16 protein-coding genes are annotated in these 14,579 nt (G+C 41.7%); 1 reads left to right on the top strand and 15 read right to left on the bottom strand.

The features are described from left to right. Window positions 1-179: 179 nt before the first annotated feature. The 15 genes from AC1TO8_RS17250 to AC1TO8_RS17180 all read right to left on the bottom strand — a co-directional run bounded on the left by AC1TO8_RS17250 (window position 180) and on the right by AC1TO8_RS17180 (window position 13,827). On the bottom strand, window positions 180-488 hold the full coding sequence (locus AC1TO8_RS17250) for a stalk domain-containing protein (protein ID WP_482056864.1): 309 nt from the start codon (window positions 486-488) through the stop codon (window positions 180-182). Window positions 489-828: 340 nt separating this feature from the next. Then, window positions 829-2,100 carry a sensor histidine kinase gene (locus tag AC1TO8_RS17245; protein WP_482056863.1) on the bottom strand — a complete coding sequence of 424 codons (1,272 nt, stop codon included), beginning with the start codon at window positions 2,098-2,100 and terminating at the stop codon, window positions 829-831. A 19-nt stretch (window positions 2,101-2,119) separates the two neighbouring features. Then, window positions 2,120-3,868, bottom strand: a complete 1,749-nt coding sequence (locus tag AC1TO8_RS17240) for a DUF885 domain-containing protein (RefSeq protein WP_482056862.1) — start codon at window positions 3,866-3,868, stop codon at window positions 2,120-2,122. A gap of 70 nt (window positions 3,869-3,938) precedes the next feature. Next, a complete protein-coding gene (locus AC1TO8_RS17235) occupies window positions 3,939-4,622 on the bottom strand; it encodes a response regulator transcription factor (RefSeq protein ID WP_482056861.1) in 684 nt (227 codons plus the stop codon). Between the two features lie 293 nt (window positions 4,623-4,915). Beyond that, window positions 4,916-5,236, bottom strand: coding sequence for a hypothetical protein (locus AC1TO8_RS17230; RefSeq protein ID WP_482056860.1), 321 nt, complete (start codon window positions 5,234-5,236; stop codon window positions 4,916-4,918). Further along, window positions 5,217-5,393, bottom strand: coding sequence for a hypothetical protein (locus AC1TO8_RS17225; protein ID WP_482056859.1), 177 nt, complete (start codon window positions 5,391-5,393; stop codon window positions 5,217-5,219). Before AC1TO8_RS17225 ends, AC1TO8_RS17230 begins: the two co-directional genes overlap by 20 nt. A gap of 677 nt (window positions 5,394-6,070) precedes the next feature. Continuing rightward, complete coding sequence (locus tag AC1TO8_RS17220) at window positions 6,071-6,214, bottom strand: hypothetical protein (RefSeq protein ID WP_482056858.1); 144 nt, start codon at window positions 6,212-6,214, stop codon at window positions 6,071-6,073. 138 nt (window positions 6,215-6,352) lie between these two features. Then, window positions 6,353-6,637, bottom strand: coding sequence for a nitroreductase family protein (locus AC1TO8_RS17215; protein ID WP_482056857.1), 285 nt, complete (start codon window positions 6,635-6,637; stop codon window positions 6,353-6,355). An 85-nt stretch (window positions 6,638-6,722) separates the two neighbouring features. Then, window positions 6,723-7,826, bottom strand: coding sequence for a Gfo/Idh/MocA family protein (locus AC1TO8_RS17210; RefSeq protein WP_482056856.1), 1,104 nt, complete (start codon window positions 7,824-7,826; stop codon window positions 6,723-6,725). 88 nt (window positions 7,827-7,914) lie between these two features. After that, the gene (locus tag AC1TO8_RS17205) at window positions 7,915-8,823 is read right to left on the bottom strand and encodes an NAD(P)H-dependent flavin oxidoreductase (RefSeq protein ID WP_482056855.1); all 909 of its coding nucleotides are present in this window, start codon (window positions 8,821-8,823) and stop codon (window positions 7,915-7,917) included. Between the two features lie 86 nt (window positions 8,824-8,909). Beyond that, on the bottom strand, window positions 8,910-10,040 hold the full coding sequence (locus AC1TO8_RS17200; RefSeq protein ID WP_482056854.1) for an NtaA/DmoA family FMN-dependent monooxygenase: 1,131 nt from the start codon (window positions 10,038-10,040) through the stop codon (window positions 8,910-8,912). A 26-nt stretch (window positions 10,041-10,066) separates the two neighbouring features. Further along, complete coding sequence (locus AC1TO8_RS17195; protein WP_482056853.1) at window positions 10,067-11,101, bottom strand: LLM class flavin-dependent oxidoreductase; 1,035 nt, start codon at window positions 11,099-11,101, stop codon at window positions 10,067-10,069. A 69-nt stretch (window positions 11,102-11,170) separates the two neighbouring features. After that, window positions 11,171-11,596 (bottom strand): MarR family winged helix-turn-helix transcriptional regulator, encoded by a 426-nt coding sequence (locus tag AC1TO8_RS17190; protein WP_482056852.1) that lies wholly within the window; start codon window positions 11,594-11,596, stop codon window positions 11,171-11,173. 142 nt (window positions 11,597-11,738) lie between these two features. Beyond that, window positions 11,739-12,479, bottom strand: a complete 741-nt coding sequence (gene nfsA / locus AC1TO8_RS17185) for an oxygen-insensitive NADPH nitroreductase (RefSeq protein ID WP_482056851.1) — start codon at window positions 12,477-12,479, stop codon at window positions 11,739-11,741. Beyond that, window positions 12,472-13,827 carry an NtaA/DmoA family FMN-dependent monooxygenase gene (locus tag AC1TO8_RS17180; RefSeq protein WP_482056850.1) on the bottom strand — a complete coding sequence of 452 codons (1,356 nt, stop codon included), beginning with the start codon at window positions 13,825-13,827 and terminating at the stop codon, window positions 12,472-12,474. The genes nfsA and AC1TO8_RS17180 overlap by 8 nt, the downstream gene beginning before the upstream one ends. 209 nt (window positions 13,828-14,036) lie before the next feature. On the opposite strand from AC1TO8_RS17180, the gene AC1TO8_RS17175 reads away from it, so the two are divergent. Then, entirely contained in the window at window positions 14,037-14,381 is a 345-nt protein-coding gene (locus AC1TO8_RS17175; protein ID WP_482056849.1) for a winged helix-turn-helix transcriptional regulator, read from the top strand. The last annotated feature ends 198 nt before the right edge of the window (window positions 14,382-14,579 follow it).

Here is a 14,579-nt window from a genome sequence, read left to right as displayed (position 1 = left end):
AATGAATATCTTTCTATAACATGACTAATCACTAATTGGCATATCTGAAATCGTTGCGTCATTGTTCAAAATATATAAGTGAACTTTATTATCTTCAAGGTTAACATAAGATATCGAATACATATATAATTCATTATTTTTCCATTCAATATATAAATAAGCTCCAATTTTTCTGTTAATCAGCCCATTTTTTCATTAAATAATGCTTGCACCTCTTCCTTTGTTAATCCCAACTTTAGTTTCTTTTTAATTTCTATCATTTTTTCAACTACTTTTCGATCTTTTATTTTAACTTCTTCAGCAATAGGATCAGCTACTACAGTCTCAGTAGCAGTTGTTATACCGATGGTTTTTAAAGCCTTATTCCACTGAACTTGTCCGCCAATTGCCTCCACAATTGCTTCTGCAGGTAATATAGTGGTGCCATTGATAATAACTGCAATCTGTTTCCATAATAAGTTTCCTAATAACATTATCTCTTTAAACAATCCTCATTTACTACTATTAAAGATAACTCCCTCTATGAAGAATCAATTTGGCACATTCGTTTTCTCTGCTAAATGTAAGCACCGCTACAATGTAGGTGACTTTATGTCAAAATCCCACAATGTGGGAAGATTAGTGCATTTTAGCGTGACATCAATTTGCCTACACAAAAATAAAAAAGCCTGATTTGGCAGGCTTCACAGATAATGCTTATGTAGGTAATTTAGTATCGTTGGACACTAAATTAATCATGTCGGAGGACAAGAACTTGGTCCCTTAGCTTAATGAAAACGGCAGCCGATTGTCTGGTCGGCTGCCGCAGTATCCTATGAACTCTATTATTTAACTAATCACTGGAAAACGAATCATAACGGTCGTACCACACCCTACCCCGCTGCTAATGTGGACAGAACCTTGATGTTGATCGACGATCCAACGCGCGATCGATAGCCCTAGACCCGCTCCATGATCCCCTCTATTTCTAGAGGAATCTCCCTTGTAAAAGCGACTAAATACGAGTGGCAATTCGTGTTCCGAAATACCCACTCCGTTATCCTTGACGGTTACGAGAACTGATTTCCCTTGCCTAAGACACTCAAGATCGATTTGCCCATCTGCCTGCGTAAATTTAATGGCATTGTCCAACAAAATCATGAACAACTGTATGAGACGATCCTCATCTCCATTCATGAGCAATTCCGAGCCTTCGACATGAAGCTGTAACCGCAACTGCTTGTAATCCATTATCGGTTCTATATTTTTTGCAATCTCTTTAATGATCCCGTCAACTCGCACAGGTTTGCATGAGATGACTTCCTCATGTGAATCGCCTCTTGCCAGAAGAAGTAGCCCGTCTACCATGTTGCTCATTCTTTTGGTTTCTTTCAGAATGGCTGAAATTGGAGCGCTTTCTTCCTCGATCCTATGATCGGGATGGCGTAACAATATTTGTGTTTGCCCTCGGACGACCGAAAGCGGACTCCTCAACTCGTGAGAGGCATCTGCAACGAATTGCTGCTGCTTGTCCCAAGCCTTCTGAATCGGAATGAGCGCCCGTCTAGCCAATGCGTAACCTACGATGATAGATATTAACGCACCGATACCGATTCCGATACTAATACTCCATAATAACCGATTCAAATAATACGCCTCGGCAGAAATTTCCGTATATATCTGAACTGTTTTCAAGGGCCTGTGTGACAGCTCCTCGGCGAATGGCAAATTTCCCTGATAGGGTCTGCTCACGAATCGATAGGTTTTCTTATCCACGCGTATTGACTCGGGTCCCATGTTGTTTTGTTTTTCCCGAAGCATCAAACTCAATTCGATAAATGGTCCTTTATAATAATAGCTTTGAATCAAGGTATCGTTGGAATTCCAATAAAATGGCATCATAAAACGTTCCGGTTCCTTCGAATCAATGTTAATAACTTGCTCCCCGCTACTTAGAGAAATTTGTTGCATATGGTCAATATTAAATACCAGCTGACGGTCAATGTCGGAATATATCCGATAATGCGCCAGCCCGTATAACGCTCCCCCCAGTATGATGAGCAAGCACAATACGACCGTGCTGTTCCATATCGTCATTCGTACTAACGTGCGTTTAATCATATCGGGGTCTGCTCTCCTTTTATTTGACGGACTTGATGTATTGATTCACTTGCTGCTCCAATATCGGAAATGGCATATTACCGTTTCGAAGAAGAACGGAATGAAAAGTTTTAATGTCGAAACGATCATTGAGCTCGCTTTCCGCTTTCTCTCGAAGGGATTGGAATTGATCATATCCGATGGCATAGCTCGTTAATAGTCCGGGAAAAGCAATGGTGCTGTCAATCAAGGGATCGTTCCCCGTTCCGATGACACTCACCAGATATTCATTAGCTTGTTCTCTTGTCCATCTCAGCCCATTAATACCCGTGTCGATAACGGTTCCAAGGTACAAAGAAAGCAAATGAATTTGTACCGTGTTCTGATCAAGCAAGCCCATCTCTACGCCTATAGATTCCGCATAGGTTGCCCATCCTTCTGTGAATCCGGGTAAATTAGTTATTTTACGGGCTAATGGAATTTCCGGTTGGTTGTATTGAATAGAAAATTGAAAATGATGTCCTGGAACGCCCTCATGCATCGCAAACATTTTAGCTTCCTCTTCGGAAAACCGTCCGGCGGGCGGGAAAAAAAATCTTCCATTCCTATCGCCATTAATAGAAGGGGGGAGATAAAACGCGCCTGCAATCGACAACGGAGCCGGATATAACCGCACATCCACGGGATTGTTGGGAATAAGCGCTTCTTCAAACCAATCGGACAATTGAGGCTTTATTTCCGACAAACTGCGGTTAACCGTTTGCAGTAATTCATCTCCTGCTACGTGTTGGTTTACAGCTGTAGTCTCTTGTGCTTTCCCCGGGACTGGGCTTCTTAGCTCCTTTACAATCTCTTCCGCTTTGCGTTTGGCGATCTCGTGAATTTCTAGAGGACTTAAGTCCGTGCCAGTGTAAAGTCTAAGCAGAGCAGAATAATACTCGCCGCCACCCGGCTGACTCCAAACCCCCTGACCCACGGATGCTTGCTTCAGAAGATCATTTTGGATCAAATCGGTAAGTTTGCCGTAAGAAGGTAGTACATGATCACTTAAAGTCTGTAGTAACGCCTTTTTCAGTTCCTGTTCTTTGGACGGTTTGAGCTTTATCTCCGATAATTTCTCTACATATGAAGTGTACAAATCCATTTTTTCCGGATTTTTTCTCTTCAAATTGTCATAACCCATGAGTATTTCATTCAAAAATTCAGAAGTGGGGAGGAGCCCTTTCTCTTGTTTGTCCTGAATTCTGTCTATGTAATGTGCGACCTTGTCCGAAAACCCATTCAGCGCAACAATATAATTTTCTGCATCTGCTTGGTTACGAATCGGATAGTTGTTAGTGAAAAACGACGAGAACCTGACTAGGGAAACATATCCGACTGTGTTCAAATCCGAATATTTGTTCAATTGTTGTGCCGCGCTTAGTTGCCATTTGACGATATCGTAGGTAAGCTTGTCTTCCGAGGAAAGCTTGGCAACGTCGTATGCATCCAACTTTTTCAAAAATTCTTCGGTATCATCGTTAATTTGTTGGTAATAGGCATCCGAGTAGTCGGAAAGCTTAGTGGGATCCCATCGAAGACCATTCACTTCTTCCGCACCATAATAAAGCTGAGACTCGGGGTCCTCATTCAGGGTGGCAACCGCCATCTTTTGAATTATGGTGCCGAAGTCCTCTGATTTATGTTGATCCGGCCATAACAAACCAGCTACAGTCAGCAAGACAAGTAATCCTGCTGCCAATAAAATAGTCAATCTGGTGTTCTTAAACATCTTTCTTACAAGGTTCATGTATTAATCTCCCCTTTGATAGATTATAGGAAGAGTATAAGAGATGAACCTTTGATTTTCCTTTGAAAAACTACTCGTTTATTTTTATTCTGAGTATGTAGCCCAAACCTCTTACGGTTTGGATATATTGATCGGCATGCCATGGAGACAGCTTCTTTCGAAGATAATGGACATAGAGCTCCACGATGCCAATTCCCGCTTCCGAATCGAGTCCCCAAATTCGGTAATAGATTTGCTCCTTCGTCACGATCTGCTCTTTATTCATGAGCAGGTACTCAAGCAACTCATATTCCTTTTCTGTTAACGTCAGCTCTTCTCCTGTGATCGTAATTGCTCGATTTCTAACTTGAATAGCAATCGGGCCATAGCTAATCTGCTCTTCTTGATTAATCTTGCCATAACGGCGCAGCAGCACTTTAACTCTGACGATCAGCTCTGGAATCTCGAATGGCTTCACCACATAATCGTCCGCTCCGATCGTTAACCCTTTTACCCGGTCGTGTAATCCGTCTTTTGCCGTCAGACAAAGAATCGGGGTATCCACTCTTTGCTTCCTCAGCTCTTGGATGATTGTAAAACCATCAACCTGAGGCAGCATAATATCCAAAATAATTAAATCGAACTCTCCGTTCAATGCGTGATGCAAGCCCTCTTCTCCGTTATGACACTCCGTAATCTTATGCCCTTCATCCTGCATAACTCTTGCAATTGTATACGAGATCCCAATATCGTCCTCTACGATCAACAGTTTCATAAGCTCCTCCATGGATGAACAAATATAGTGGTGTTGAACTAAACCGCTACGCGGTAGCTTTTTAAATCCTACAATCTCTCACTGCCAATTCCTAAACCTTCCTTTATCATCTAGTGAAAAAGGAGGTTATTTATTTATGCAAGATTTAATTCAATCTATGACATTTTCAATGGAGTTACGAGGGTTCGCCAAAGTCAATCTTGTAAGAACATAGTGTGATCCATCCTTTTGTTGAATTGTGAGAGAAATCTGCTTTAAGGAAATTATTCGATAGGGATATCAACATATCCTGCCTATACAAAAGTAAACAGGTTAATCCCGACTACCTTGTGAGAAGTATGCTTGTTTTTAGCAATCACTCGAAAGACGACTTGGTTCATTTCTCTTCTACTGGAAATAACTAAGTGACCCTTCTCAGCATGATCATACTCATCGTAGGGTACCCGAAATTCCCAGATGCAATTTACTGCTTTTTGCGCCAACCCATCAGTCGTTCCTTGGAAAAGAACTTGTCCGTTGTTTAGGACGGCTACCTTTTCACAGCTAGATTCGCTATCACTAATAATATGGGGAGATAGTATAATGGAATAATCCTTACTTAACCTCTCGATCACATTTTTCAACTTGCAGATCAATATCCTTTAATGCTTGAAAATTCCGATAGGATTTATTTAATCCTTCAATTTTTATATTAACCATATGCTTCTCTCCCTCAATAATCATGTGCATGTGTCTATGCTTAACACGAATAGAGGCAAGAAATTGTTTCATTCATAATTTTTTCTACTATAGAATAGGTCCCTTTCTCACATACGGGGTATCGCCCCCGTATACTGTGTTTTTTTCCATGTAACCTTCTAGCTACCTACCCGATCTAATATATGTAACGTTACAAACATTCTAATACTTTTAGTCAAGAAAGCAGGTGAACCCTTGTATAGAACTGCAAGGTCCATCGTCAACAAAGACGAAGATTGTGCAGATGCCCTGCAGGAGACGTTTGTGTTGAGATATATTTCACCTCAACCCGAATAACCTCACTTCGAACCTATCGATGGCTATTCGCTAATTCAATCTTTAACTCGTATAATCCCGCTGCTTGCCTATAATCTTGGTGTAAGCCGTCCACGGTTAGGAGTTATAACTCTCAGTTTCTGCGTATCTACAAGCTTACCATTTTCATAGAGTCTATAGATCGTCCCGTTATCTTAATATGAAAATCATGTCCCTCAGACAGGATATTTGACACAGACTTCCTTCAGATTCTACCTCACGATGATACCCTTGTCTTTACCGCCTTCTTCATTAGGGATTCATACTCTATAGATAGCTCCCATGTTGGATGCACTATAAAGCATAAGCTTGATAACTCAAGCTTATGCTTTCAGTTTGTTACCGTTGGCGGTTCACATCTCAAGTGTTCACACAGTTACATCTGTGTCACCCCATCACCCAACCACCAGTCGATACAATATATTATCTTGCCCTACATAGAGATTGAGTTCCCTAAGAGATTCACTATAGTTTCGACGCATTTGTGAGGAAATCCGATCTAACGACTGTCGAATATCACAATCTACTGCATCTGTCATGAATTATCCATCCCTGTCATCCGAATGGTATTTAGCAGACTAAAAGTATCACGGTGATATACAGGTGTCAATTCACCTTAGAGCTACCTCCTATTGGGGGCAGCTCTAAGGTTCAAAAAGTTTGAATTTGTCTGAAACTTATTTTTTGGCAAATCCTTGCTTGTTTAAATAGTCCATCATTTGAGGCTGAATACTTCTCTGGAGATGATCCTGGATGTGGGCACTCCATCCTTTTACTTTTTTTACGGTGAAAGGGGCACTCACCGGACGACTTTCATAATAGTTCAACATGGTTTCATCATAGATAGCTAATTTCTCTTGATCAAGTAATTGGTAATGATTTTCAAGTAACACCATGGATTGAGGCAGCTGAGGTCTCAACTCAGGTTTATCTCCAGCTGGATTACCGATGTATAACCCCACCAAAGGATCACATATTTCGGTAAATTCAATACGTCAGATAGTTCGTTAATTGCACCTGATCGCTGAGGAAACGATTTTTTAAGCATTAAAAATATTGACGTTCACCGGTCTGTGCTGATTTTTCGACGGCATCAAGTAACTGATGAAGCTTCACCGCATCCGCGAAAGTAGGTGTTAAGGCTGTGCCTTCTTGAATATCTTGGGCGAACTTACGATAAGCCTGAGCCATATTCAGAACAAAACCTGAATCACTTTTTAGAGAAGGTGGAGCCCAGTAATAGGAATCGGGAATAGTTAGTTCATGAAGCTCGTTGTCAGTAGTTCCTGCACCGCGTAATTGGTGTGATCCGAATTGAATGGATGCAGGCGCACTTAGCACGATTGTACCCTTATCTCCGAAAATTTCAAGCGTTAGTCCTGTCTGATGTTTGACTCCACCTTGAATATGAATACTGGCTACGGCACCACTCGTTAATTTTCCAGTAATCAGTATTTGATCATCTGTCGTCTTCTTGATGACTTTCTGAATATCCACCAATTCGACTTCAGGAAACTGCTGTGCTGTGAGGGCAGAAAGTTCGGTGAATTCCCCAAGCATGTAGGTAAATGCATCCAGATTATGTCCACCTACAATGGTCAGCAAGTTCCCTCCAATCTTCCGGTCAAACAAGTACGCAGTGGACTTGTCACCGACGCCACCCATACCATCAATGGAGATCTTTAGATTCGCAGACAATACGTTTCCAACATAACCTTCTGCCAATAAATCTTTCACATACTGAATGGCTGGGGCTTGTCTGGCCTGTAATCCAATCGCATTTGGCAATTGGCGGGACGTCACCCATTCCTGCATTTCAAGTGCTTCACCCGTATTTGATCCCAGTGGCCATTCACAATAGATCGGTTTTCCAGCAGGAGCAATGGCTTTAACGGCATTATAATGTTCCTTGACGTTAATACTGACGACGACCATGTCCACATCAGGATGTTGGGCCAAATCCTCCATGTTATCAAACCCGTGATCTGCGTGGAAGGCTTCTGCGCTCTTCATTGCACTCGCCATATTGCTTGTCCCCACTGCCGTAAGCTCAAACTCATCTAAATGCTCAATTGCTGGAATATGCGTGCCGCTTGCCCATCCGTTATTAATTGAAGCACCTATGACTCCTGTACGAATTTTTTTATTCATTGAAAAACATCTCCCTTATTTTGAATTTTAAATTCTGGTATGTTGAGCTTCCTCCTGTTTAAAAAGGAAGCCTCTCCTCTTGAGATCTTCATCCGATTGATTTAACAATTTCAACAATCACTTCTTGACACGTTAGAATTTGCTGAATGCAACCGGCTGATTCAGAAACACTTATGGTTCCATTGATCAGATCGCCATCTAACATTCCTATTTTGAACCCTTCTCCATAATATGTGTATGCTTCTTCATGCTTTCCTTGATTAATGAGTTCTAACGCTTTTTTGCCCGCTTCTGTTGGAATGGTTCTCAAATGTCCTATACCTGATTTAAATTCAATAAACTCTTCACTTTTCACCTTAATGATGGCTTTTTTTGTTTCTATACTAGCCGGATTTTCATTAGTCGCTATGAACCTTGTTCCCATATATACACCTTCTGCACCCATAGATAGTGCTGCTTTCGCTCCCCGGCCATCTATAATCCCTCCGGCAGCAATCACAGGTATTTTTACAAGTGAAGTTATCTGTGGAACAAGCGAAAGAGTACTAATTTTATAATCACTCATATGGCCACCAGCTTCATAACCTGTAACGATAAGTGCATCCACTCCTGATTTCTCAGCTTCTACAAGCTTTTCTACGGTTGGGCTTAAGTCTCTGTAGACTACCTTAATGTTATGTTCTTTAAGCCGTTTCAGTTCACGATCGACCACATGTTGTCCAATGGCAATAACGTATTTCACATCTTCTTTTATCAATACATCAAAAACTGCATTAGTAAATGGGTCTTCTATAGCCTCTCCCATTGGGAAAATGTAATTTACAGCAAATGGTTTATTCGTTAAGGCTTTAACCTTGCGAATTTCTTGGGTTAGTCGATCTGCCATATCTTCTGTACTCGTTGCTTTTTCGGTTTGGCCAGCATTTGGCCCCAATACGCCCATACCACCTGCATTGGATACTGCTGCAACAAATTCTGCAGAGGTTACCCATGTCATTGCTGCTGAAATAATAGGTGCTCAATTCCAAGTAGTTGTGTAATTCGGTTTTTCATAATAAAATCTCCTCTTGTTTGTTTTATTGTTTATTGCCTTTTATACCTGTTTTCAGGGTAAGGTAGCCCTAAATTCCCCCGAAGTGTATCCGCCTCATATTCCTTTCGAAATATGCCTTTATCTTGTAATATGGGAACAACCAATCGGATAAAGTCCTCAAATCCGGCTGGATGATCTTGTCTAATCAGCAAGATATCCATGATGCCTGCTCGATACCAATGTTCTATTGTTTCGGCAACCTTCTCCGCAGATCCCATTAATAGAGGTTTCGGCACTCGATAACCTTTAGGCATCCATGATTCGATTTCCCTTAGCTTGTCCAAGGCTTCTTTTTCCGTTTCACCAACGATGGGATTGTGAGAAGGCATCATCAGCAGGTCGTTTGGTGAACGCCCTTGATTTTGCACTTTACGTTTAAGGTCCGCAGTAAATCCCTTGAGATATTCAAAATCATCTCCAGGTGCCATGATGACTTCAGCATGCTGTGCAGCAATATTCATGAATTCCGGGGAGGTACCGGCTTGAAAGATGACCGGTCTGCCTTGTCGGGATCGACTAATATTTAAGGGTCCCTCCACTGAAAAGTAATTCCCGTTATAATGTAGCGGATGCATCTTATGCGGGTCATAGAATACCCCACTTTTCTTATCACGTATGAATGCATCGTCTTCGTACGAATCCCAGAGGCCTTCAACAATCTCTAGAAACTCTTTTTTCATGGGATAAAGATCTGCTTTCCTTAAATGGGACCGGCTGTAATTGGCTAATCCTCCGGGATTCGAGGTGATCGCATTCCACCCTGCTCTTCCCTTGCTAATCTTGTCGAGTGAGGCGATTTGTCTGGCAACCGTAAATGGATCAGCATATGAAGTCGCTATGGTTGCGGCCAAACCAATGGAGTGAGTTACCATACTCAATGCAGACAATATAGATACGCCCTCAAACATGCTTAGATAGTGAGGGATCATGCCAGGTCCAATATGACTTACGTCCGCTAAAAAGATGAGATCGAACTTTCCCTGTTCAAGTTGTATGGCTTTCTGTACGTAATACTCAATATTTTCACTGGCATCTGCTGGAATATCGGGGTGTCTCCAACCCGTGTAATTCCAACCAACGCCATCAATAATTCCTCCTAATTTAAGCTTTCTTTCTTCCATGGTTGAATGATCTCCTTTTCACGAGTTCACTTATTTCCCTGCGATAAACCTAATTCCTTAGCCAATAATTCATGCCCTTTCTTTCGGCTTTCTTGATTAGGATAAAAGTCTGCAATCATGATTTCATCCACTAGACTTGCTTTCGCAATTTGTTGAAGTTGCTCAGCAACCTGTCTAACACTTCCAATCACAAAGCGTTCTTTATTTCGTTCCCTAGCCAGCTCTTCTTGAGGAGTGTATTTGTGATATTTGGCTTCTTCAGGTGTAGGGAAAGTAAGTTTTCTCGTCCCTGTGCTCATCTGGGCCCACATAAACTCCGCCGGTCCTGCTATATATTTAGCCTCTTCTTCCGTCTCAGCTGTAATAACGATCGTCGCTAACATACTTTGGGGTTCACTTAAATAGGACGAAGGTTTAAAATTCGAACGGTAAGCTCTTAACATAGGAATAGCCAGTTGTGGTGCCAAATGAGCAGCAAAAACAAACCCTAATCCTTTTTCCAAGGCAAAATGTAATCCGCCCTCGCTAGATCCCAGCATAAACATATCTGGAACCATTGATTTATCTCCAGGAGGATTGATGTGACTAAACGGGTGGTTTTCTTTAAAGTTACGGTCAAAAAAGGAAAGCAGGTTATCTAATTGCTCTGGAAAATCATTAACCTCCATTAATTCCTGGGACCTTAGCAATGCCCACATGGTTCTGCCATCAGTACCTGAAGCCCTGCCAATCCCAAGGTCAACACGCCCTGGATATAATCCTTCGAGAAGAGTAAAGTTCTCCATAACTTTCAAGGGGCTGTGATTAGGCAACATGATCCCCCCGGAACCGACTCGTATGGTTTTGGTGTGAGCTGCTGCATGCAGGCTTAGCAAGTCTGGTGAAGTACTCATCAAGGTTGTTGTGTTATGGTGTTCAGTAAACCAATACCTGTTGAACCCCCACTGTTCTGCTAATTGAACCATTTCCGTTATATTTTGGAGACTTTGCCTAGCGTCAGATCCTTTATAAATATGAACAAAGTCTAGAATAGAAAGCTGTAGACTGTTTCCTGTATTCACTTATCAGCAACTCCTTTCTGTGTTAAATTTACTTAGCTTGCTAAATATATGTTTATAAAAATAGAGAGCCTATAATATATTACTCTCCATTTTTTGAATTAATTGTCTTAATATCAGCCGATCTTCCGTAGAAATGGAACGCAGTAATTTTTCCTGCTGCTCCCACCATTTAATCTCAACTGGTTTTTCTAATTCTTTGCCTTTATCTGTAAGGGAAATCCGCATAACCCGTGCATCTTGTTCATCTCGTTTACGGTATATGAATCCGTTCTGCTCCAGTGATTTAACCATATTGGTCACGGTAGGGGGTTCGCATTTTAAGTGTTCACATATTTGCATTTGTGTTACCCCATCGCCTAACCACAAACGATACAATAAATTATCTTGCCCGACATAAAGGTTAAGTTCCCTTAGAGATTCACCATAATTTCGACGCATTTGTGAGGAGATCCGATCTAACGACTGTCGAATATCACAATCCACTGCATGTGTCATGGACTAACCTCCACCATTCTAAATATATTTAGCCTACTAAATATGTCGCGGTAAAAAACGGATGTCAATTATAAATGGGAACTGCCCCTATTCAAGGGCAGTTTTTCCAGACTAAAGATCATTATACTCGACTTCGTTAAACTTATTTTTTGGCATATCCCTGCTTGTTCAAATAACCCATCGTTTTGGTCTGAATACTTCTCTGGAGATGATCCTGGATATGGTCACTCCATCCTTTTACTTTTTTCACTGTGAATGGAGCCTTAACCGGGCGGCTTTCATAATACTTCAACATGGTTTCATCATAGACGGCTAGTTTCTCTTGATCAAGTGGTTGATACTGATTATCTAGCAAGACCATGGATTGCGGTAACCGTGGCTTAAGCTCTGGTTTATCTCCCGCTGGAGTACCGATGCATAGTCCCACCAAAGGAATCACATACTTCGGCAAATGTAATAGGTCGGATAATTCGTTGATATTTGCTCTGACTGCACCAATAAACACACCGCCAAGTCCCATGGATTCAGCAGCGGTTAACGCATTTTGTGCCATCAGTCCCGCATCAAATGCTCCAATCAGGAGAAATTCAATATTCTCGATGTCCACATCCGGGGCAATTTGATGATTACGGTTGAAATCTGCACAGAAAATCCAAAACTCTGCTGCTTCTTCGATGTAGGGTTGATCCATGCAGAGGTGCATCACTTTTTTTCGCAGATCCGGATCTGTAATTCGAATAATGGACACAGCCTGCAGGAGACTGAACGATGAACTTTGATTAGCTGCTTTAAAGATTGCATTAACTTGTTCCTCTGTCAGTGGTTGATTTGTATAAGAACGAACAGATGTATGATTATGAAGCAATTCAAGGGTATTATTCATTTGTATCTTCTCCTTTATTCGTTATTACTATTTCAGCATTTCCGTATTGATAAGGAACCCCCATATTCTCGCGCAGTGTTTTCCCCTCATATTCCCTGTGGAACAAACCACGCTCCTGCAAAATTGGGATAACTAAGTCCACAAAATCAGAAACTCCATCATAAGATATATCAGGAACAACCGAGAAGCCGTCAACTGCACCGGCCAAAAACCATTCTTCCAAAAAGTCAGCAACTTGTACGGGGGTACCTGCAACTACCGGATGATAGTTAATGACACCATGGGCAAGAACATCCCGAATAGTTAGCCCTTGTTTTAGTAGCTTTAAAACTCTGGGTGAACGTGGATCCCGTGGATTGGCGTATGCATTCTTCAACAAGCCAATTGATAAAGGCTGATTAATATCGACAGAGTTCATAGATAGCGGTAAACCAATCATAGAACCAAGGTAACTAACCCTACTTGGAATCTCCTCAGGATTAAAACTCATAAGCTGTCTTCGCCGTTCCAAAGCTTCGTCATCAGTTGAACCTATGGAAAACATAAAACCTGCATACATCTTAATATCATCGGGATTTCTGCCAAAACGGGCAGCACTTTGACGAAGTGCTTGTCTGTGTTCACGGGCGGACTCTATATCATAAGGATTTGCATAGACACCAGAAGCGTACCTCCCAGCCAATTCCAATCCTTCATCCCCTCCGCCTGCTTGGAAAATAACGGGCTGACCCTGCTCTGAGGGAGGGATGGGCAAAGGACCACGAGATGCATAATATTGCCCTTCAAGGTTTATAGGTCGAATTTTGTCCATGTCGGCAAACTTTCCACCTTCTACATCTAATGTCCAAGCGTCTGATTCCCAACTCCCCCACAAGGCTTGGACAATTTGTATGGATTCATGAGCCATGTCATATCGTTCTTTGCGATTAGAAACCTCAGCACCAAAATTCGCCGCCGCTAATGGGTGGGATGAGGTGACCGCATTCCATCCTACACGGCCATGACTTATAACATCCAGTGCTTTGAACTGACGTGCGATGTTATATGGATAATTGAATGTCGTGGAGAGGGTAGCAACAAGCCCAATATGTTTCGTTTCTCTGGCTACAGCCATTAGTGCTAACATAGGATCCATAGGGAACATAGGAGTCTGAGGACCTAAGTCATTGTATAATGCAGGAGTATCCGCGATGAAGATCATTTGAAATTTCCCTTTTTCAGCTAATTTGGCTCGCTCCACATAACTATCTATATTGGTGTAAGCTGCTGGGTCGGTCCCAGGCATTCTCCAGGCGCTGAATTCAGCGCCATACCCGGAAACCATCTGTAGAGCCAACTGCATCTTCATGTATCTCTTCTCCTTTATTCAGGTTAGGTGAGTGTTGGATCACTTTTTTGTGGTACAATAATAATTAGTCTGCTAACTAAAAATTGAACAAAGTTATTCTGTTTAGTGGCATTGATACCATCATAAATTCATTTGCTTTATCTGCAAAGAGGGCAATATAAATGAACATAGTACAATTTTTTGTACCAATAGATAAGGAGTAACAACAAATGAGGGTCTGTAATGAAGGATTTGATAAAGAGTTTAAGGATGAAAAAGGGGAGTTGTACACGATTGCCTTTACTCAAAATGTTCTTTCAGGACGTTGGAAATATTTTATATTATGGTATCTAAAAGGTGAAACACGCCGTTATACGGATATAAAAAAATTTCTTGGAGGTTTGTCACAAGGCTCTCTCACCAAGCAACTTAAGGAGCTTGAGAACGATGGGGTTATTAAACGTGAGGTTTATCCGGAAGTTCCTCCACGGGTAGAGTATTCGTTAACGGACAAGGGAATCAAAATACTGCCGGTCCTTGAGAAAATGGAGGACTTCGGTAAAGAATACGGCTAAAAACCCGAGTTCGATGAGGGGTAGAACAAGAAGAAATCGTCCCCTAAGCAGGTTTCTCTGCAAATGGGACGACCTCTTATACAGTTTCGATCTTGACCCTGCTAAACTCCACAGCACCCTGACTGATCAACATGGCAAGCTTTCCTTGCTGAATGTCGTACATTCTGGCACTCAACGCCACATCACCGCCGACATAAA

The organism is Paenibacillus sp. Y859 (assembly GCF_056786405.1).
Note: the sequence above shows the minus strand (reverse complement) of the source record. Positions and strands in the feature narration are given on the sequence as shown.